This is a genomic window from Bartonella rhinolophi (assembly GCF_036576165.1).
In the GTDB taxonomy this organism is placed as follows: domain Bacteria; phylum Pseudomonadota; class Alphaproteobacteria; order Rhizobiales; family Rhizobiaceae; genus Bartonella.
The window spans coordinates 314,465-335,433 of sequence record NZ_JBAFWY010000001.1 but is presented as its reverse complement, the minus strand read 5'-3'; the positions used below and the strand labels follow the sequence as shown (position 1 = coordinate 335,433).

General features: G+C 37.8%; 18 protein-coding genes. 8 read left to right on the top strand and 10 right to left on the bottom strand.

The window, feature by feature from the left end; all coding sequences use genetic code 11:
• Positions 1-76: 76 nt before the first annotated feature.
• Complete coding sequence (locus tag V5N67_RS01300; protein ID WP_332059983.1) at positions 77-553, bottom strand: BA14K family protein; 477 nt, start codon at positions 551-553, stop codon at positions 77-79.
• 169 nt (positions 554-722) lie between these two features.
• Between V5N67_RS01300 and V5N67_RS01295 the strand changes: the two genes are divergently transcribed.
• Positions 723-1,820 carry a carboxynorspermidine decarboxylase gene (locus V5N67_RS01295; protein WP_332059982.1) on the top strand — a complete coding sequence of 366 codons (1,098 nt, stop codon included), beginning with the start codon at positions 723-725 and terminating at the stop codon, positions 1,818-1,820.
• 59 nt (positions 1,821-1,879) lie between these two features.
• Positions 1,880-3,118: a saccharopine dehydrogenase family protein gene (locus V5N67_RS01290; protein WP_332059981.1), complete on the top strand. Its 1,239-nt coding sequence runs from the start codon at positions 1,880-1,882 to the stop codon at positions 3,116-3,118.
• A 177-nt stretch (positions 3,119-3,295) separates the two neighbouring features.
• On the opposite strand, the gene lpdA is transcribed toward V5N67_RS01290, so the two are convergent.
• The 8 genes from lpdA to V5N67_RS01250 form a co-directional block, all read right to left on the bottom strand.
• On the bottom strand, positions 3,296-4,702 hold the full coding sequence (gene lpdA / locus V5N67_RS01285; RefSeq protein ID WP_332059980.1) for a dihydrolipoyl dehydrogenase: 1,407 nt from the start codon (positions 4,700-4,702) through the stop codon (positions 3,296-3,298).
• Positions 4,703-4,734: 32 nt separating this feature from the next.
• A complete protein-coding gene (odhB, locus tag V5N67_RS01280; RefSeq protein WP_332059978.1) occupies positions 4,735-5,943 on the bottom strand; it encodes a 2-oxoglutarate dehydrogenase complex dihydrolipoyllysine-residue succinyltransferase in 1,209 nt (402 codons plus the stop codon).
• 32 nt (positions 5,944-5,975) lie between these two features.
• Positions 5,976-8,981: a 2-oxoglutarate dehydrogenase E1 component gene (locus V5N67_RS01275; protein ID WP_332059977.1), complete on the bottom strand. Its 3,006-nt coding sequence runs from the start codon at positions 8,979-8,981 to the stop codon at positions 5,976-5,978.
• Between the two features lie 164 nt (positions 8,982-9,145).
• Positions 9,146-10,048 (bottom strand): succinate--CoA ligase subunit alpha, encoded by a 903-nt coding sequence (gene sucD, locus V5N67_RS01270; protein WP_332059976.1) that lies wholly within the window; start codon positions 10,046-10,048, stop codon positions 9,146-9,148.
• 3 nt (positions 10,049-10,051) lie between these two features.
• Complete coding sequence (gene sucC / locus V5N67_RS01265) at positions 10,052-11,248, bottom strand: ADP-forming succinate--CoA ligase subunit beta (protein WP_332059975.1); 1,197 nt, start codon at positions 11,246-11,248, stop codon at positions 10,052-10,054.
• Between the two features lie 95 nt (positions 11,249-11,343).
• A complete protein-coding gene (mdh, locus tag V5N67_RS01260) occupies positions 11,344-12,306 on the bottom strand; it encodes a malate dehydrogenase (RefSeq protein WP_332060295.1) in 963 nt (320 codons plus the stop codon).
• Positions 12,307-12,604: 298 nt separating this feature from the next.
• Positions 12,605-13,783 (bottom strand): cell division protein ZapE, encoded by a 1,179-nt coding sequence (gene zapE / locus V5N67_RS01255; RefSeq protein WP_332059974.1) that lies wholly within the window; start codon positions 13,781-13,783, stop codon positions 12,605-12,607.
• Positions 13,784-13,878: 95 nt separating this feature from the next.
• Positions 13,879-14,427, bottom strand: coding sequence for an AprI/Inh family metalloprotease inhibitor (locus V5N67_RS01250; protein ID WP_332059972.1), 549 nt, complete (start codon positions 14,425-14,427; stop codon positions 13,879-13,881).
• Positions 14,428-14,666: 239 nt separating this feature from the next.
• Between V5N67_RS01250 and dapF the strand changes: the two genes are divergently transcribed.
• From dapF to V5N67_RS01220, 6 genes are all read left to right on the top strand, one after another.
• Complete coding sequence (gene dapF / locus V5N67_RS01245; protein WP_332059971.1) at positions 14,667-15,518, top strand: diaminopimelate epimerase; 852 nt, start codon at positions 14,667-14,669, stop codon at positions 15,516-15,518.
• Positions 15,518-16,801 (top strand): tRNA (N(6)-L-threonylcarbamoyladenosine(37)-C(2))-methylthiotransferase MtaB, encoded by a 1,284-nt coding sequence (gene mtaB, locus V5N67_RS01240; protein ID WP_332059969.1) that lies wholly within the window; start codon positions 15,518-15,520, stop codon positions 16,799-16,801. The genes dapF and mtaB overlap by 1 nt, the downstream gene beginning before the upstream one ends.
• A 14-nt stretch (positions 16,802-16,815) precedes the next feature.
• Complete coding sequence (gene ftsY, locus V5N67_RS01235) at positions 16,816-18,051, top strand: signal recognition particle-docking protein FtsY (RefSeq protein WP_332059968.1); 1,236 nt, start codon at positions 16,816-16,818, stop codon at positions 18,049-18,051.
• Positions 18,048-18,737, top strand: a complete 690-nt coding sequence (locus tag V5N67_RS01230) for a septation protein A (protein WP_332059966.1) — start codon at positions 18,048-18,050, stop codon at positions 18,735-18,737. The genes ftsY and V5N67_RS01230 overlap by 4 nt, the downstream gene beginning before the upstream one ends.
• 70 nt (positions 18,738-18,807) lie before the next feature.
• On the top strand, positions 18,808-19,569 hold the full coding sequence (gloB, locus tag V5N67_RS01225; RefSeq protein ID WP_332059964.1) for a hydroxyacylglutathione hydrolase: 762 nt from the start codon (positions 18,808-18,810) through the stop codon (positions 19,567-19,569).
• Between the two features lie 2 nt (positions 19,570-19,571).
• Positions 19,572-20,045 carry a hypothetical protein gene (locus V5N67_RS01220; RefSeq protein ID WP_332059963.1) on the top strand — a complete coding sequence of 158 codons (474 nt, stop codon included), beginning with the start codon at positions 19,572-19,574 and terminating at the stop codon, positions 20,043-20,045.
• Here V5N67_RS01220 and V5N67_RS01215 read toward each other — a convergent pair whose 3' ends face one another.
• Entirely contained in the window at positions 20,046-20,951 is a 906-nt protein-coding gene (locus tag V5N67_RS01215; protein WP_332059961.1) for a ParB/RepB/Spo0J family partition protein, read from the bottom strand.
• Positions 20,952-20,969 lie beyond the last annotated feature (18 nt).

The following is a 20,969-nucleotide window of genomic DNA, read 5'->3' as shown; positions in this document are numbered from 1 at the left end:
CTCATACCACAACCATTGTATGAGGAAAAACTTATATCACATAAAGTGCCTGAAAGATTTTTATCTTCAAAATTTTTTACCCTTTAAAAACACTAGAAAAACACTGTTTGCGAGGACCATGAAAAGGCTGATAGCTATTGTCATTTTTATTGTAAGACCGATAACGTGCCATACAAGATTTAATATGTTGTTTAAGCATCCATGGCTTTCTTTCCTCTGAAAATATTCTTTTTTTAGAAATTGCTGCCGCTTTTCGCGACACATGCTTTGCATCTGAATGTGGAGATGTAACAAATGCCACTTCAGGATACCACCAATCATCACTATATCTACGATAACCACGACGATAATGACGATACCCTTTAAAACCATTAAGCTCTCTACGCCCCGTAACAGTCAAAGGAAGCAAATTTTCTTGGATAGAAGATTGATGAGATACCTTAACTTCAGTATCATTTTTTTTTGCGAAACCAGTAATATTGGTTATCATCATGAAGACATTTCCAATAAGCAAAATAACCAAAACATAATACAAATTCTTCGTCACAAGCATAACACAAATCTCACAACAACTGAATTACAATTAAATTACAAACAGTCTCTCCCCTCATCAAACGAAAATAGATTCTCCTTTAGGATTTTTTCGCTTGAGACAAGCTGTTACTCCATGTACTAAACGTTAATCTTAAAAATAAGATCCTTCAAAAAAGAATGGATAAACAATGATTAAAACTCCCTATTATCTTATCGATAAATCTAAGCTCATAAGGAATATGGAAATCATCGCTCGCCTACGAGAAATGTCGGGAGCAAAAATTTTGCTGGCTTTGAAATGCTTTGCCACATGGAGTCTTTTTGATTTTATGTCTGAATATATGGATGGAACCACATCATCATCCCTTTATGAACTGCGTTTGGGAAGAGAAAAATTTGGCAAAGAAACCCATGCTTATTCCGTTGCTTGGGCAGATGATGAAATTGATGAAGCCTGTAGTTATGCAGATAAAATTATTTTTAATTCAATCCAGCAGCTTCAGCGTTTTTCCCACACTACAAAAACCATTCAACGAGGCTTAAGGTTAAATCCAAGGATCAGTGCATCGAATTTTGATCTCGCAAATCCTTCTCGTCCTTTTAGCCGCTTGGGTGAAACCAATAAAAGCGCTATTAAAGAAGTTTTGCCTCTCATCAATGGTTTAATGATCCACAATAATTGTGAAAATGCTGATTTTAATCTTTTTAATCAAATGCTCAATCACATGGAAGAGCAATTTTCAGAGCTTTTCGCTGCAGTTGACTGGATAAGCCTTGGTGGCGGTATCCATTTTACGGCTGAAAATTATCCTTTAGAAACTTTTGCAAAACGTTTAAAACATTTTTCAAAAACCCATGGCGTCACTATTTTCCTAGAACCAGGGGAAGCCGCCATCACCAACAGTACCACGCTAGAAGTAAGTGTTCTTGATACGTTATATAATGAAAAAAAACTTGCCATTGTTGACAGCTCAATAGAAGCGCATATGCTTGACCTTTTAATTTATCGCGAAAATGCCAAATTAGAACCCAACCAAGGCTCTCATGAAATTATGGTTTGTGGAAAATCTTGTCTTGCTGGTGATATTTTTGGAACATTTCAATTTCCTACTCCCTTGAAAATAGGGGATAGATTATCTTTCCAAGATGCTGGAGGCTATACAATGGTTAAAAAAAACTGGTTTAATGGCGTTGCAATGCCTGCCATTGTCATAAAAGAATGTAGTGGAGCTCTAACAATTCAGCGTCAATTTAACTATGATGATTATCAAAAGAGCCTTTCATAACTCAAATGGTACACAAAAAAATCATCATACGGCAATATTAATAGGGAGATAACCTCAAAATGAAGAAAAATGTTCTCATTATTGGTGCTGGAGGTGTTGCACAGGTTGTTGCGCACAAATGCGCCCAAAACAACGATATTTTGGGTGATATTCATATCGCTTCACGGACACTCCAAAAGTGTGAAGCAATTCTTGCATCTATTAACGACAAAAAAACAATGAAAGTAAAGGGGGGTCTTCAAAGCCATGCACTCAATGCAATGAATGTTGCAGAAACTGTAAAGCTTATCCAACAAACAAAATGCGAAATTGTTATCAATGTTGGTTCTCCTTTTCTTAATATGTCTGTTCTTTCAGCTTGTATTGAAACTAAGTGTGCTTATATCGATACCGCTATTCATGAAGACCCTTTAAAAATTTGTGAAACACCCCCTTGGTATGGCAATTATGAATGGCTCCGACGTCAAGAATGTGAAAAGGCTGGTATAACTGCCATTTTAGGAGCAGGCTTTGATCCTGGTGTTGTTAATGCTTATGCCGCATTAGCACGCGATGATTATTTCGATACAATCACTGACATTGATATCATTGATATTAATGCTGGAAATCACGGTCGTTGGTTTGCTACCAATTTTGATCCAGAAATTAATTTTCGAGAATTTACAGGGCAGGTGTGGTCTTGGCAAAATAAAAAATGGACTTCCAATCAAATGTTTGAAATTAGCCATGAATGGGATCTACCCGTGGTTGGAAAACAAAAAGCTTATATGACAGGACATGATGAAATCCATTCATTATCTAAAAATCTTGATGTTCAAAATATTCGCTTTTGGATGGGATTTGGTGAACGTTATATTACTGTTTTCACCGTACTAAAAAACCTTGGACTTTTATCCGAACAGCCCATTAAAACAGCAGAAGGTCAAGAAGTTGTCCCTTTGAAGGTTGTGAAAGCCGTATTGCCTGATCCAGCTTCTTTAGCGCCTAACTATACAGGAAAAACCTGTATTGGAGATCTTATTAAAGGCGAAAAAGATGGCAAACCAAGAGAAATATTTATTTACAATATAGCTGACCACAAACAAGCCTTTAATGAGACTGGCGCACAAGGCATTTCTTATACAGCTGGTATCCCAGCAGCAGCAGCAGCCATCCTTATTGCTACTGGAAAATGGGATATTAAAACCATGGTTAATGTAGAAGAATTACCACCGCGCCCCTTCCTTCAATATCTTGATCATATGGGTCTTTCTACCTGTATCAGAGAACAGCAAGAAGATAAAAAATTACAATTTTAAATTTTTCTTTATATAAGATGAAAAATATAGAAAGATCACCTCAATAAGGGATATAAAAAAACCGCCTATCAAAAGGGCGGTTTTTTTCAAAGATACGTAATCCATTAACATTAAACTGCAAAAATAAAAGGCATTTGATGCTTTTTCAAAAGTGTCAGATGCCTTTTAAAAGCTTTTCTAGATATGAAGCGGTTTAGCAAATGTTGCTAAAGCAGCCTCTCGCACTGCTTCTGATAAAGTAGGATGTGCATGACAACAGCGCCCCAAATCTTCTGATGAGCCACCAAATTCCATTAAAACTGCAATTTCATGAATCATTTCACCGGCACCAAACCCAAGAATATGCCCGCCCAAAACTCGATCTGTCTTTTTATCAGCAAGAATTTTAACAAGCCCATCACTTTTTTGCATTGCACGTGCACGACCATTGGCCATAAAAGGAAATTTTCCAACATTATAATCAATTCCAGCGGCTTTAAGCTCTTCTTCTGTCTTGCCAACACTGGCAATTTCTGGCTGTGTATAAACGACACTAGGAATAACATCAAAGTTAACATGTCCTTTTTGGCCTGCCAAAATCTCAGCCACAGCAACACCTTCTTCCTCAGCCTTATGTGCTAACATTGGTCCTTTAACGACATCACCGATCGCATAAATTCCTGAAATATTTGTCTGCCAATGCGTATTGATTGCAATAAAGCCACGCTCATCCAATTGGACACCAGCTTCTATCAAGCCGAGCCCCTCCGTATACGGAGCGCGTCCAGTAGCAATTAATACAATATCAGCCTCTAAAGTTTCAGACACACCACCCTTGACAGTTTCAAAAGTCACCTGCGCAGTTGAACCAGATTGCGTTACAGCTGTCACCTTTGCACCCATTTTATATTCGATGCCCTGTTTTTCCATTAATTTTTGAAATTGCCGTGAAATTTCACCATCCATTGATCCTAAAACTTTATCGAGATATTCAATAACAGTTACTTTAGCACCTAAACGACTCCAAACTGAACCAAGCTCTGAACCAATAACACCAGCACCCACAACAATCATGCGCGTTGGTACTTTTTCAAGTGCCAGTGCTCCTGTAGACGACACAATAACCTTTTCATCAATTGCAACATTGACACCTGGAATACCCGAACTCTCTGAACCCGTAGCAATAACAATATTTTTGGTTGCAACCGTTTGCTGACTACCATCTTTGAGGGTAATTTCAATTTGACCTGCACTTAAAATTTTTGCTGTACCAAAAAAAGTGTCAACTTTATTCTTTTTCATCAAAAAAGAGATGCCACTTGTATTCGCTGTTACAACAGTTTTTTTATGCATCATCATTTGCTCAAGGTTAAGTTTAGGCTTTGAAATAGAAATTCCAAGTGTTTCAAAACCGTGCTGTGTTTCAGCAAATACCTCTGAAGCATGTAATAATGCTTTAGAGGGAATGCAGCCGACATTAAGGCATGTACCACCCAATGTCATACGCTTTTCAATGATCGCTGTTTTAAGCCCCAATTGTGCTGCTTTAATTGCTGCTACATATCCACCTGGACCTGCCCCAATCACAACCACATCATAAGACATCCACTTTTCCTTTCATCCTGAAAACTGCGCTTTTACAAGTCAAGAACAAGACGTTCTGGATCTTCTAAACTTTCCTTAACACGCACAAGGAAAGTCACAGCTTCCTGTCCATCTACAATACGGTGATCATAAGAAAGTGCCAAATACATCATGGGGCGGATTACAATTTGTCCTCCAACAACCATTGCTCGTTCTTTAATCGCATGCATTCCCAAGATACCAGATTGTGGTGCATTTAAAATTGGTGTCGACATCAGTGACCCATAAACACCCCCATTGGTAATAGTGAAAGTTCCACCTTGCATATCAGAAACTGCTAATTTCCCATCACGAGCAAGACGCCCTAAACGACCAATTTCCTTTTCAATTTCCGCAAGTGACATCTGATCTGCACTACGAACCACAGGAACAACAAGACCCTTATCGGTTCCAACAGCAATTCCAGCATTGACATAATTTTTGTAAATAATATCTGTTCCGTCAATTTCTGCATTAACAGCAGGAAGCTCTTTTAATGCATGGCAAACAGCCTTAGTAAAAAATCCCATAAAACCAAGCTTAACACCGTGTTTTTTTTCAAAAAGATCCTTATAGCGCTTGCGTAAATCCATCACTGCAGACATATCAACTTCATTAAATGTAGTTAACATTGCCGCTGTATTTTGTGCATCTTTAAGACGGCGAGCAATTGTTTGACGCAATTTCGTCATACGAACCCGCTCTTCACGCATTTCACGAACAGACGCTGCCGAAGAGACAGAAGAAGCAGAATCAACAGAAGCTTTTGTTCCTTGTGCCAATATACCAAGGACATCTTCCTTGAGAATTTGCCCACGCTTTCCAGAACCTGAAACATCACTTTTTTCGATATTATTCTCAGCCATCAATTTTGCTGCTGAAGGTGCAGGAGGCATTGTACTGCTCGACGAAGAGTGCTCTAATCCAGATCCCGCAGTTGGAACAGGCGTAGCAGAAGTAGAAAGTGATTGAGAAACACCAACAGCTCCAGCTTCCAAAGACCCTAAGAGAGCATTTACTTCAACTGTATCACCTTCCTTTGCGATGATCTCAGATAATTTTCCTGCAACAGGTGAAGGAACCTCAACTGTTACCTTATCAGTTTCTAATTCAACCAAAGGTTCATCCACAACTACAGCTTCACCAATTTTTTTAAACCATTTGCCAACTGTTGCCTCAGTAACCGATTCGCCCAAAGTAGGAACACGAATTTCAGTAGCCATAATATTTTTCCATACGTCAGAGTAGTAATAAATTAAGAACTTAACGCGTCTTCAAGAAACGCGGCAAGTTGTTCAAGATGTTGTACCATCAACCCAGTAGCTGGTGATGCACTTGCAGGCCGCCCAACATAGCGTGCACGTGAAGACTGCGCATTAATGCGAGTCAAAACCCATTCCAAATAAGGTTCAATAAACGACCACGCCCCCATGTTTTTTGGTTCTTCTTGGCACCAAACAATTTCTGCCTGCAAAAAGCGTGATAATACATTCACCAAATTGTTTGCAGGAAAAGGATAAAGCTGCTCAATACGCAGCAAATAAATATCATCAATTCCTCTTTTCTCACGCTCTTCATAAAGATCATAATAAACTTTTCCTGTACAAAGAACGACACGGCGAATCTTATTATCTTTCTGCAATTTAATAACAGAATTTTTTAAACACTCTGCATCATCAAGCAACAAGCGATGAAAACGAGTTTCTCGTTCCATCTCACTTAAAGAAGAAACAGCACGTTTATGACGCAAAAGTGACTTTGGTGTCATCAAAATTAACGGTTTACGGAAGTCGCGTTTAATTTGCCGACGCAAAATGTGAAAATAATTTGCAGGAGTTGTACAGTTAGCAACCTGCATATTATCTTCCGCACAAAGTTGCAGATAACGCTCTAACCGCGCTGAAGAATGTTCTGGACCCTGACCTTCAAAACCATGGGGCAATAAGCATACAAGACCCGACATACGCAGCCACTTACGCTCTGCAGATGAAATAAACTGATCAAAAATAACCTGTGCACCATTGGCAAAGTCACCAAATTGCGCTTCCCAAAGTGTCAAACCATGCGGTTCAGTAAATGAATATCCATATTCAAAACCAAGGACCGCTTCCTCTGAAAGCATGGAATTTACAACTTCATAAATTGCCTGTCCTTTTTTCAAATTGTTTAAAGGGATATAACGCGCTCCATTTTCCTGATCATAAAGAACTGAATGACGTTGCGAAAAAGTTCCGCGTTCAACATCCTCACCAGAAAGACGAACCGGTGACCCCTCTAAGCAAAGTGAACCAAAAGCTAAAGCTTCAGCCGTTGCCCAATCAACACCTTCACCAGTTTCAAAAATTTTAGCGCGATTATTCAAAAAACGCTGAATTGTTTTATGAACATGAAAATCTGATGGAATCTTGATGAGTTTCTGACCAATTTCCTTTAAAATTTTTAACTCAACACCCGTCGTTACACACTGTTGATCGTCAACATCACTAGAAGATTTAAGCCCCGTCCAACATCCATCAAGCCAATCTGCTTTATTAGGTTTATAAGAAGCACTCGCTTCAAACTCCGTTTCAAGCTTATTGCGCCACAGACTTTTTTTCTGCTCAATTTCTTCTGAAGAAACTACGCCCTCTGTCACCAACTTTTCGCTGTACAGTTGAAGAGTCGTTTTATGGTTACGGATCGCCTTATACATAAGAGGCTGTGTAAAAGAAGGTTCATCACCTTCATTATGTCCAAAACGGCGATAACAAAACATATCAATGACCACTGGCTTATAGAAAATTTGACGAAACTCTGCCGCTATTTTTGCAATAAAGAAAACAGCCTCAGGATCATCACCATTCACATGAAAAATTGGTGCATCGATCATTTTTGCGACATCTGATGGATAGGGTGAAGAACGCGAAAAGCGCGGATCAGTTGTAAATCCAATCTGATTGTTGATAATCACGTGAATAGAACCCGCAACACGGTAACCTTTTAGACCTGAAAGACCAAAAGTTTCTTGAATTACACCTTGTCCTGCAAAAGCAGCATCACCATGAATAAGCAATGGTAAAACTTTTGAACGCTCACTTAATGGAATAACGTCAGTGCGTGTAGGGCCTACAAGTTGATCCTGTTTAGCACGTGCCTTGCCAATAACAACTGGATCGACAATCTCAAGGTGAGATGGGTTGGGCACAAGCGATAAGTGAACCTGTTTGCCATCAAATTCAAGATCAGCTGAAGTTCCCAAGTGGTATTTCACATCACCAGATCCCTCTACATCATCAGGCTTATAAGATCCTCCTTTGAACTCATGAAAAATAGCGCGATGCGGTTTAGCCAAAACTTGTGAAAGAACATTTAAGCGACCACGATGCGCCATTCCCAAAACAACTTCTTGCACGCCCAGAGCACTACCGCACTTAATAATCTGTTCAAGAGCAGGGATCAGCGCTTCACCACCATCAAGGCCAAAACGCTTTGTTCCTTTATATTTTGTATCTAAAAACTGTTCAAACCCTTCCGCTTCAATAAGTTTATCGAGAATAGCCTTCTTATCTTTCTGCGTAAGGACAGTTTGCTTATTTTGTTTTTCAATCCGTTCTTGAAGCCATGCTTTTTGAGCAGGATCAGAAATATGCATATATTCTACACCGATTGTTGAACAATAAGCACGATTAAGAATTTCAAGAATTTGCGAAATAGTCGCATATTCTAGTCCTAAAACATTATCAAGAAAAATTGGACGTTCATAATCAGCAGAAGTAAAACCGTAAGCTTCTGGAGATAATTCCTTATAATCTTCTCTCTTTTCTGCCAACCGAAGAGGATCAAGCTGCGCATGAAGATGTCCACGTGCTCGGAAAGCACGAATCATCCTAAAAGCATGCATAGAATCACGTGTTGCTTGAACGATGTCTTGTTCATGAGAATCTTCTCTCTTTTGCGCAACACCAACAGCTGCTTTTGCTTTGTCTTTTAATTTATCACCAATATGTTTCTCAAGAACAGACCAGTCGCCATCGAGAGCAGACACTAACTCTCCGTTTTCTTTTAACGGCCAGTTATCACGTTGCCATGTAGCCCCTTCAGCATTTTTGAAAACATCTTCTTTATTATCTTGAAGAGTTTCAAAAAAAGCACGCCATTGTGAATCAACATTAGTGGGATTTTTTTCATATTCGGCATAAAGCTGGTCTATGTAATCTGCATTTCCACCATACAGAAATGACGTTTGTGCAAAAAGACCATTCATATCATCTTGCCTTGCCATACATCTTCTCCGGAATATCTCTTCCGTCTCCTTAATATACTTTTTCGACCTTTAAATGCTTGCAAGGCAAATGAGGGTCGAAAAACTGCAAAAAAGCTTTTACTTTTTATAACCCAATGCTTCATCTGAATAAGGATACACTCTTATCCAGACAAAGTTTTTTCTTACCCTTTTAAAACCGATATCAAGGTTTTGCCTATCTGCGATGGTGAAGGAGAAACGCGAATCCCTGCAGATTCCATTGCAGCAATTTTATCTTCTGCCCCACCTTTACCACCAGAAATAACTGCACCAGCATGACCCATTGTACGTCCCGCAGGAGCTGTACGACCAGCAATAAAACCAGCCATCGGCTTTTTACGACCTTTTTTTGCTTCATCTTTGATAAACTGTGCTGCTTCTTCTTCAGCGGAGCCACCAATTTCACCAATCATAACAATAGATTCGGTTTCATCATCAGCCAAAAACATCTCCAACACATCAACAAATTCAGTACCCTTAACAGGATCACCACCAATACCAATAGCAGTTGTCTGTCCCAACCCTTCCTGACTCGTTTGAAATACAGCTTCATAAGTTAAGGTACCTGACCGCGAAACAACCCCAACAGATCCCTTTTTAAAAATAGAGCCAGGCATAATACCTATCTTACATTCATGCGGTGTGAGAATTCCTGGACAGTTAGGACCAATTAAACGCGACTTTGACTGACCTAATTTAGCCTTAACCTTAACCATATCCATAACCGGTATACCCTCTGTAATACAGACAATTAAACCGATCTCCGCTTCAATAGCTTCTATAATGGCTTCCGCAGCTCCTGCAGGAGGAACATAAATAACAGAAGCATCAGCCCCTGTTTTTTCTTTACCTTCAGCAACACTTGCAAAAATAGGAAGAGTTTCACCCTTTGATCCCTTCCATATTTCACCGCCTTTTTTAGGGTTAATGCCGCCAACCATTTTCGTACCATGATAAGCCAGCGCTTGCTCCGTGTGAAAAGTTCCTGTCTTCCCCGTAAGCCCTTGAACCAGCACTTTTGTATCCTGATGAATAAGAATCGACATGGTTTAAGCTCCTTTCACTGCTGCAATAATTTTCTGCGCAGCATCATCTAAATCATCAGCAGAAATAACATTCAAACCACTTTCACTGATAATCGCTTTACCCTGTTCAACATTCGTGCCTTCAAGTCGAACAACTAAAGGAACCTTTAAACCAACCTCCCTTACAGCAGAAACGACACCTTCAGCAATGATATCGCAACGCATAATGCCACCAAAGATATTGACCAAAATGCCTTTAACACTCGGATCAGCAGTGATAATCTTAAAAGCAGCAGCCACTTTTTCTTTTGAAGCACCACCACCAACATCAAGAAAATTTGCAGGCTCAGCGCCATAGAGTTTTATAATATCCATTGTTGCCATAGCAAGACCTGCACCATTTACCATGCAACCAATCGTGCCCTCAAGAGCAACATAAGCAAGATCATGCTTTGACGCTTCGATCTCTTTTGAATCTTCTTCTGAAACATCACGCAATTCTACGATGTCTGGATGACGAAACAAAGCATTATTATCAAAAGAAACTTTTGCATCAAGAACGCGCAAATGACCATTTTTCATCACAATAAGCGGATTGATTTCAAGAAGGCTCATATCTTTTTCACAAAATGCTTTATAGAGAATTGGAAAAAGTTTTTCACCATCTTCTCGTGCGCCATCGCGCAATTCCAATACATCACAAAGCTTTGTACAATCAGCAGAGGTAACACCCTGTGCAGGATTAATGGGAAGGGTTAATATTTTCTCTGGAGTTTCTTCAGCAACCGCTTCAATATCCATTCCCCCTTCCGTTGAAACAACGAAAGCAACCTGACCAACCGTGCGATCAACCAAAAGTGAAAGATAAAGCTCTCGCTCAATATCGGCACCATCTTCAATATAAAGGCGATTAACCTGCTTACCCTCTGGACCAGTTTGTTTGGTTACCAAAGTTTTACCAAGCATTTCTTTCACATTTGCAACAACTTCTTCAACGGATTTTGCGAGACGAACACCACCCTTTGAATCAGAGCCAAGTTCTTTAAATTTTCCTTTACCACGACCACCAGCGTGAATCTGACTTTTAACCACATAGAGTGGTCCAAGTAACTTTTTTGCCCATTGTTCAGCTTGCTCTACAGAATAAACAGCAACACCATTTGCAATCGGCGCTCCATACTCATGAAGCAGACGTTTAGCCTGATATTCATGGATATTCATTCATTTGTCCTTTTCTTTTACGGATCATATTATTGACCCTAGAATCTTCACAATAATTAAAATACTCTGTTTTAATAAACAGAATCTTACTCAATTCATCTGAGACTAGGTGCAATAGTAACACAAGTTTCACAAAGTTTTTGTACCGCATTCACAGATTGTTCAAAAGCAGCTCTTTCCTCTTTATCAAGATCGATTTCAATAATCTTCTCAACGCCACCCGCACCAATAACAACGGGAACGCCAACATACATATCTTGAACCCCATATTCACCTGAAAGATAAGCTGCAACAGGAACAACACGTTTAGTATCCCTCAAATAAGCTTCAGCCATAGCAATAGCAGAAGCTGCTGGTGCATAGAAAGCTGAACCTGTTTTTAATAAACTAACGATTTCTGCACCGCCATCACGGGTACGCTGAATGATTTGATCAATCTTTTCCTGTGTCGTCCAACCCATTTTTACAAGATCAGGCAAAGAAATACCACCAACCGTTGAATAACGTACTAAAGGCACCATTGAATCACCGTGCCCTCCTAAAACAAATGCTGTTACATCTTTAACAGAAACTTTAAGCTCTTCAGACAAAAAATAACGAAATCGTGCCGAATCAAGAACACCTGCCATACCGACAACTTTTTGTGTTGGAAGACCTGAAAATTTTTGCAGTGCCCATACCATCGCATCAAGAGGATTCGTAATACAAATAACGAACGCTGAAGACGCGTATTTTTTAATCCCAGCACCAACCTGTTCCATCACCTTCAAATTAATACCCAAAAGGTCATCACGGCTCATACCAGGTTTGCGCGCAACTCCTGCTGTTACAATAACAACATCAGCACCTTCAATTGCCTCGTAGGCGTTAGCACCTATCAAACCAACATCAAAACCATCAACAGGTGAAGATTCAGCAATATCAAGGGCTTTACCCTGTGGCATTCCTTCCGCAATATCAAATAAAACAACGTCACCGAGCTCTTTTAATCCAATGATATGTGCTAAAGTGCCACCAATCATACCCGAACCAATAAGAGCTATTTTTTTTCGTGCCATTTCATTTTTTCCTAACGTTAGATAATTCAGCACACAACCACTCACATCAGCATACTGAATATTTTCCTTAACCTTAGCCATATTTTCAACAATGTCACCAAAAGGAAGATGGCATAAAACCCATCAAATTCTTCTCCTTACAGAAGAAAAAATCCCCCAAGGAAACGACCATTAGAAACTTGCCATGCAGTGTATCGATAAAATGAATTTGAAAAAATTACAACAGAATTATTACACTATATTTAAATTCCAAAGAGTTACCTTCTTTACTGTTTACATAAAAAAGGTAAAGTAATAATCATCCTTTTCTTTCTAAAGGAAATCGCTCCGCCCAAATATTTAAATAATCCTGACTTTGCATTTCAAAAAGACGCGATTGTGTTCTTTGAAATTCAAATGTTTCTGTTGTTTGTGCATGCCCCTTATATAAATCCTCAAGTTTTGCTGCTGCCGACATAAATAATCTTATGTGACGTTCATAGAGAACATCGATGAATAAAATAAACCGCTTCACTTCATTGCGACACGTATCATCCATCACAGGTACATTATCAACAAAAATTGTATGATAATGCTCCCCTAACGTTAAATATTCAGCTGCAGCCAAAGGGTTTGCACATAAATCTTTATAATCAAAGCGTGCACAACCTGCTCCAGAGCGTGGAATATGAAAAAGACGCCCTCTTATGGAAAGTTCATCAGGCTTCTCCTGTTGATCTTGTAACACAAGTGCCCACACCTGATCCATACGTTCATTTGCCTCCAACCCCAACGGTGTTATGTATACATGTTGCGGATTTGATTTTTCAAGGCGATAATCCGTTTTTGCATCAAGATTGACAACATGAACATGTGTTTTTAAAATTTGAATAAAAGGTAAAAAAAGCTCTCGATTCAAACCATTATAATAAAGATCATCGGGAGCAACATTTGATGTCGCAATTAAAAGAACTCCTTCATCAAATAAAGCAGATACAAGACGCCCTAACACCATAGCATCAGCAATATCTGTTACACTAAATTCATCAAAACAAAGCACTTGTGCTTCTCGTGCAAGATCTTTTGCAACTGCCAAAATAGGATTATCTTGTTCAGCATTTTTTGATTTTTGACGATAAATATTAATGCGCTCGTGCACATCAGCCATAAAATCATTAAAATGTGCACGTTTTTTACGACCTTGCGGCAAACAAGAAAAGAACAAATCCATCAGCATGGTTTTGCCTCGTCCTACTTCACCATAAATATACAAGCCCTGAAACAAGTTATCAGCACAACCCTGTTTTGAAAGACAAGCATGGGTTTGTTTTTTCCTCTTAAAGAAAGGCCAAAATGCCCAAGATCGAGAAACATTTTTTTTTGAAATATTTTGTAATAAACGATCAAAATGCTGCTCTATTAAAGCTAATTGAGCTGGATCCAAACTGATTTCTCCTTTGGATACCAGCTCTTTATAGCGTGTTGAAACTAAAATCATCCAAACAACCTTTTTTCAAACCTTCCTTAGTGAAAATTAAACTTTCTTGCAAATCTGTACATATTATCTTTTTTTCGTAAAAAAATAAAAATGATCTAACGGCTTAGAACAACTAGCTGATTATCAAATGTACGCCCCTCAAAACGATTAATATTGGAAGAATAAAGAGCAACAGCAACACGACCTGAATTATCATAAAAATATAATTTTTTTCCTTTAATAGCCCAAGAGTTTATCCGAGAAATGATCCTTGGGCAGTGTAAAGGAGCAGCACGATATCCTTGACCAAATTTTGTCTGTGGCGTTGCAATTCGGCAAAACTTACCACCAATAGAAAGATTCCACACCCCAGCAATACTCGCGGGAAACAAATCAATGGCATTATTAGGTAATTCAAGATTCGCCATTTGTTCACCCCTACGAGAATCTTCTTTCTCATATACCGAAGCATCTGCTGTTTCAGATTCTGACGAATAAAATGTTTCTGGATCAGACATCATTTCAAATGTTGACATTTGCTGAATAGGATAAAAAGCTTTTAACGAGTTGTCTTGATTATTATTCTCAAACCATGATGTTGAACAACCATTTAAGATAATTACAGCCAGTATTGCAACGAAAAATGAAGTTTTTGAAAATGTCATATCTATACTCTTTCCCACGACAATAAATAAGCTCACTCAAAGAAGAAATAGGTAAATATTTATATATGGCATATTACAAAGATAAATTAACAAATTAAGAAAAACAGAATAAAAATTCTCTCATTCAAATGATAATAATTTTTGCCACAAGTTTTATATTCATAAAACACTAGAAATTTGTAAGATTTTCAGTCATATATTTTTTACGGATAATCATTTACTAGAAATAGAGAAGTTGCATGAAAATACCATTCAGTAAAATGAACGGTCTTGGAAATCAAATCATTGTTGCTGATATGCGTGAAAGTACACATACTTTCACAACGCAAGCAATCTCTGCCTTAATGACAGACCCTGAAACACATTTTGATCAACTTATGACTATCCATCCACCAGTTAAAAACGAAACTGACTTCCGCATTGAAATATGGAATGCTGACGGTTCAATGGCTAAAGCTTGTGGAAATGGTACCCGCTGTGTAATTGCATGGCTTACAGACCACAATCTCGGTAAAAGCTTTCTGTTGGAAACACCCGCTGGAATCATTAAAGGTAAACGCCAAACCAATAATCTCATCTCTGTTGATATGGGGCGCCCACATTTTAATGCAAAAAATATGCCTGTTTCACGTGAAATAGCCGATACGAATCATGTAGAAATTACTGCTGGTCCCTTGAAGGATGCTTGCCTTGTATCTATTGGCAATTTCCACGCTATTTTTTTCGTTGAGAACAACATTCAACACATTCCATTAGAAAAATATGGACCAAAACTTGAACATGATCCCCTTTTTCCAGAACGGTGCAATATTTCTATTGCCTATGTAACATCAAAAAAAAGCCTAAATTTACGAACATGGGAGCGAGGAGCTGGATTAACAAAAGCATGTGGCAGTGCTGCATGTGCTAGTGCAGTAGCTGCCCATCGACGTGGATTAACAGAACGTCATATTGATGTAAATTTACCAGGGGGAACACTTAATATTTTTTATCAAAAAGACGATCATATTGTCATGACAGGTCCAATCACATATGAATTTAGTGGTTTTTTAAACCCTTTAACAGGGATCTATAAAAAGGATCACTTTTGATGGCAGTAAAAATTGTAACATTTGGTTGTCGACTCAATAGTTATGAATCGGAAATCATACGCAAAGAAAGTGCTTCTTCTGGACTAAATCAGCTTAAAGATGGTGCTATTGTCTTTAATACTTGTGCTGTCACTGCTGAAGCCGTGCGACAAGCAAAACAAGCTATCCGAAAAGCGAGACGTGAAAATCCTCATGCCCGCATTATTGTAACAGGATGTGCTGCACAAACAGAAGCACAAAATTTTGCCGATATGACAGAGGTAGATCTTGTTTTAGGAAATGAAGAAAAGCTCCATGCCCATTCCTATCGCCAGCTCCCTGATTTTGGTATCAACCATGATGAAAAAATACGTGTAAATAATATCATGGAAGTGCAAAAAATTGCCCCACATATGGTCAGTGCAATGGAAGAGCGTACGCGTGCCTTTGTACAGGTGCAAAATGGATGCGATCATCGCTGCACATTTTGCATCATTCCTTATGGACGCGGACCATCACGCTCAGTCCCTATGGGTACCGTCATTGAACAAATTAAACAGCTAACAGGCAATGGTATTCAAGAAATAGTTCTGACAGGTGTTGATCTCACAAGCTATGGTCATGACCTGCCTGGAAAAACAACTTTAGGAAAATTAACTTCAAAAATTTTGCATCACATTCCTGATTTGCCTCGATTACGTCTTTCATCTATCGATTCTATTGAAGCAGATGAAGAACTCATCGATCTTTTGGCTTATGAAAAAAGAATAATGCCACATTTGCATTTATCTTTACAAGCAGGCGACAACATGATTCTAAAGCGAATGAAACGACGGCATCTGCGTGAACATGCAATCCAATTTTGCCAAGATTTGCGTGCTAAACGTCCTACAATGGTTTATGGTGCTGATTTAATTACTGGTTTTCCCACTGAAACAGAAGAAATGTTCCAAAATAGCCTTGCTTTGATTAATGACTGTCATTTAACATATCTCCATGTTTTTCCTTTTAGTCCAAGAGAAGGGACACCTGCCGCACGTATGCCACAAATTAATCGTAGGGTGGTTAAGATGCGTGCGGAAAGGTTGCGCAAAGCAGGTAACGAAGCTTATCAAAAACATCTTGCTCGTTTACAAAACACTCAGCAAACAATTCTCGTTGAAAGAGACGAGATCGGACGAACAGAAGATTATACTCTTGCACAAATAAAAGGTGCAAAAGCTGGAGAAATTGTTCAAGCTCTCATCATTAATCACGATGATGATAAATTGATTGCTGTCCTTCAAAAATTGAATGCAGCCTGAGCAGGAAAGTCCATATGACGAAATCTTTTATCAAAAAAATATTCTCTTTTAATAAGCCTAAAGAGCAGAAAATACAACAAACTCCTGCCTCTTATGAAGCTGATGTGGAAGGAGAAAATAAACATGAAACAACAAACAATGATCAATCTTCTATATGTGTTGAAAGAGATGAAAAAACAGAAATACAAAGTACAGAAAATACAGCATCTGTAAACTCTGGTGAAAAAATTCGACCTTTTGAACTACATTCTGGAAAAGTAATTGTCACGAACACAATCAGTGAAAAAAAATTTGAAGAATTTTTGCCTATATCCTCTGTTGAACAGAAAAAGACAGCATGGTTTTGGCGATTAAAAAAAGGATTATCCCTTTCTTCACAGCGCTTAAACGAATCGATTAATGATATCTTTGTTAAAGGAAAACTTGATGAAGATGTATTGCAAGAATTGGAAGATATTCTTATTCAAGCTGATCTTGGTGTGGAAACAGCGACACGTATTATCGACATCTTAGCTTCTAACCGTTACGGAAAAAATTTATCTCTAGATGACATTCATACCATCGTGGCAGATGAAATAAAAAAAGTTCTGGAACCTGTTGCAATTCCATTAGAGCTTGATCTTAATCATAAACCTCATGTTATTTTGCTGTTAGGTGTAAATGGTAGTGGAAAAACGACAACTATCGGAAAACTCGCGGCTAAACTAACCGCAGGAGGACTAAAAGTTATGCTTGCTGCAGGTGATACGTTTCGTGCTGCAGCTATTGAACAATTGCATATTTGGGGAGAGCGTACAGGAGCTCCTGTTATTTCAACCAAATTAGGTGCAGATGCTGCTAGTTTAGCGTTTGATGCTTATGAAAAAGCCAAAAAGGAAAGCAGTGATGTATTGATTATTGATACAGCTGGACGCTTACAAAATAAAACTGAATTGATGGACGAATTAGCAAAAATTATTCGTGTTTTAGGAAAACATACACCCCACGCACCACATACAATACTTCAAACGCTTGACGCAACTACTGGACAAAATGCTCTCAACCAAGTAGAAATTTTCCGCAATATTGCTGGCGTTAATGGCTTAGTCATGACAAAACTCGATGGTACTGCACGAGGAGGGATCCTTGTTGCCATCGCAGCAAAATATAAATTACCAGTTCATTTTATCGGTATAGGAGAAAATATTGAAGATCTTCAACCTTTTTCTGCTTCTGATTTTTCCGAAACTATCATAGGAAAACACTCATGATGCAACCTTTTTCTGAACATAATTCATACAATAATCCCAATTTAAAGAATATTAATAATAATCAGAGACCTCCTCTCTCACCAACGCTTAAATTTTTTCTAGAAATGGGACCTCTCGTCATCTTTTTTCTTGCCAATTATAAAGGCGAATGGCTGATAAATAATATTGAAATTTTTAAAAATTTTCATAAACCTATTTTTCCTGCAACGGCTCTTTTTATGATAGCAATCATTGCTGCTTTAAGCATATCTTGGATTCTTGCACGAAAAATACCCATAATGCCCCTTATCTCAGGGATATTTGTTTTGTTTTTTGGATTTTTAACTCTTTGGCTTCATAATGACACTTTTATAAAAATGAAACCAACAATCATTAATAGCTTATTTTCTCTTATTCTCTTTTGCGGCATGTTTTTTAAAAAACCACTCTTGCGTTACGCTTTTGATTCTACTTTAAAACTTGATGATTTAGGATGGCAAAAACTTACTTACCGCTGGGCATTTTTTTTCGTTTTCCTTGCACTTTTGAATGAAATAATTTGGCGAAATTTTAGCGATAATTTCTGGACCAGTTTTAAAGTATTTGGCGTTATGCCTATCACAGTTCTATTCATGTTCACACAAATGCCTATTATTATTAAGCATTCAAAGGGTCTTTTGACAAAAGAGGATAAATCTGATTTTTAAATATAAAGTATATTATTATTAAATTATTTTGTAGATTTACCACTATACATGCTGTTCATGGAGAAGATATATGTTGATTGAACAGTTTATTTGCCGAGAAGATAATTTTGGTATACTCATTCATGATGAAAAAAGTGGCTATACAGCTGCAATTGATGCACCTGAAAGCAAAGCTATACAGAATGCTTTGAAACGTCGTAACTGGACGCTCCAGACTATTTTTGTGACTCATTATCATCATGACCACGTGGAAGCGCTGGAAGAATTAAAAAAAATTTATAATGCTATAGTTATTGGACCAGAGGCAGAGAAAGAGAAAATTCATCATCTTGACCAAACACTTCAACCTGATGAAAGTTTTTTCTTTGGTACACACATGATTTTAGCTCTTTCAACACCCGGCCATACACTAGGCGCATTATCCTATTACTTTCCTCAAGAAAATTTACTCTTTGCAGGAGATACACTTTTTTCACTCGGTTGTGGACGTCTTTTTGAAGGAACCCCAGCACAAATGCTAAACTCTTTAAAAAAACTCCGTCAACTTCCTGATGAAACACTTCTTTATTGTGGCCATGAATATACAAAAACTAATGCTCTTTTTGCATTAACTATTGATCCGCATAATAAAAGACTGCATAAAAGGGTAGAAGATGTTTTTTTATTACACGCAAAAAACGCCATGACTTTACCTGTAACTTTGGAGCAAGAAAAAGCAACTAATCCTTTTTTTCGCTGGGATGATCCTACTTTGCAAAAAAACCTTGCGATGGAAAAAGAAACAGATGAAAAAGTATTTGCTGAAATTCGGAAAAGAAAGGATAATTTTTAAGTATGTTTAAATTGGCATTGCGTTTTTTTTTCCTTTTTCTTTTTGTAATATATGTTCAATTAACAACAGCAAAGGAAACGAATAATAATTTTGTTTTATCACCTACCAGCAATCAAAATATTATCGCAAATTATCCCTTAACAGAAAATTTACTTTCAAAAATAGAAAAAATTCAAAAAGAAATAGAGAACTTACCTTCAGCACTAGAAGCACCTGATACTGGAAACGATAATAGTATTGAAGGGCTTATAGCTTTTGTCTCTAATCAATCGAAATTAAGCAATATTTTAAAAGAGAATAATCTCACACCTAAAGATTATGTTATTGGTCTTATGACACTTCAGGCAACATTAGCTGCAATAATAGCTCTTGAAGATAAAAAATTTTTTTTTGATGAGAAAAACATTGTATCTCCAAATAATTTGAAATTTGGTCAAAAAAATATCAATAGAATCCGTGCTATTTTAGATAATTGATTAGTTTTGCAAACGCCGACAAATATCATCTAACTGTTCTAGTGAAGAATAATGTATTTTTAAATCACCACCTTTTTTTCCATGTTGAATAATTACCTTCATTCCAATAACATTTGTAAGTAACTTTTCTAAAGATTTTGTTTCTGCATCCTTTTCCACAGAAATTCGTTTTTTAACTTTTGGGTTTGTCTGCTCATGCGCAAGTATTTCTGTTTGACGTACAGAAAGTCCTTCACGAATAACTCTTTCAGCCAAATCTTGTGGATTCTCGACAGTTATAAGACAGCGTGCATGACCAGCTGAAAGCTTTCCATCAATCAAAAATTGTTGTACTTTTGGTGGAAGTTTTAACAAACGAAGTGTATTTGCAACATGACTCCTGCTTTTTCCAATTACTTGCGCCAAATCTGCTTGAGTATATTCATGTTCATTAAGTAAAATTTCATATCCCATCCCTTCTTCAATGGGATTAAGATCGGCACGCTGAACATTTTCAATAATTGCCAATTCCAAAGCTGTTTTATCATCTACATCGCGAATAATAACTGGTAATTGACTTAAATTAGCTCGTTGTGCAGCACGCCACCGTCGTTCACCAGCAATTAACTCAAACTTATTAAGATGATCACGTAAAGGTCTTACAACTACAGGCTGAACGATACCATGTTGACGAATTGATTGAACTAAATTATCCAATTCTGTATCGGTAAAATGGCGTCGTGGATTACGTGGATTACGCGAAATAGATTCAATAGATACAAATTGCTCAAAAGAAGGAGAAATTGTGCTAGACTTTACCGATTTTTCAGCATTTGATGAATGCACAAGATCGTTATTTAAACTGATATCCCCAATCAACGCCGCTAATCCACGTCCTAATCTTTTTTTTGATTGATCGTCATTCATAACTTTACTTTTCTTTTT

Coding starts and splice junctions, on each gene's coding strand:
- zapE (WP_332059974.1), bottom strand. CDS start 13,783: ATGATTTTAGTTTCAACACGCTATAAAGAGCTGGTATCCAAAGGAGAA.
- odhB (WP_332059978.1), bottom strand. CDS start 5,943: ATGGCTACTGAAATTCGTGTTCCTACTTTGGGCGAATCGGTTACTGAG.
- V5N67_RS01220 (WP_332059963.1), top strand. CDS start 19,572: ATGTTTAAATTGGCATTGCGTTTTTTTTTCCTTTTTCTTTTTGTAATA.
- mdh (WP_332060295.1), bottom strand. CDS start 12,306: ATGGCACGAAAAAAAATAGCTCTTATTGGTTCGGGTATGATTGGTGGC.
- V5N67_RS01295 (WP_332059982.1), top strand. CDS start 723: ATGATTAAAACTCCCTATTATCTTATCGATAAATCTAAGCTCATAAGG.
- V5N67_RS01275 (WP_332059977.1), bottom strand. CDS start 8,981: ATGGCAAGGCAAGATGATATGAATGGTCTTTTTGCACAAACGTCATTT.
- V5N67_RS01250 (WP_332059972.1), bottom strand. CDS start 14,427: ATGACATTTTCAAAAACTTCATTTTTCGTTGCAATACTGGCTGTAATT.
- V5N67_RS01230 (WP_332059966.1), top strand. CDS start 18,048: ATGATGCAACCTTTTTCTGAACATAATTCATACAATAATCCCAATTTA.
- lpdA (WP_332059980.1), bottom strand. CDS start 4,702: ATGTCTTATGATGTGGTTGTGATTGGGGCAGGTCCAGGTGGATATGTA.
- ftsY (WP_332059968.1), top strand. CDS start 16,816: ATGACGAAATCTTTTATCAAAAAAATATTCTCTTTTAATAAGCCTAAA.
- V5N67_RS01300 (WP_332059983.1), bottom strand. CDS start 553: ATGCTTGTGACGAAGAATTTGTATTATGTTTTGGTTATTTTGCTTATT.
- sucD (WP_332059976.1), bottom strand. CDS start 10,048: ATGTCGATTCTTATTCATCAGGATACAAAAGTGCTGGTTCAAGGGCTT.
- V5N67_RS01215 (WP_332059961.1), bottom strand. CDS start 20,951: ATGAATGACGATCAATCAAAAAAAAGATTAGGACGTGGATTAGCGGCG.
- sucC (WP_332059975.1), bottom strand. CDS start 11,248: ATGAATATCCATGAATATCAGGCTAAACGTCTGCTTCATGAGTATGGA.
- mtaB (WP_332059969.1), top strand. CDS start 15,518: ATGGCAGTAAAAATTGTAACATTTGGTTGTCGACTCAATAGTTATGAA.
- gloB (WP_332059964.1), top strand. CDS start 18,808: ATGTTGATTGAACAGTTTATTTGCCGAGAAGATAATTTTGGTATACTC.
- V5N67_RS01290 (WP_332059981.1), top strand. CDS start 1,880: ATGAAGAAAAATGTTCTCATTATTGGTGCTGGAGGTGTTGCACAGGTT.
- dapF (WP_332059971.1), top strand. CDS start 14,667: ATGAAAATACCATTCAGTAAAATGAACGGTCTTGGAAATCAAATCATT.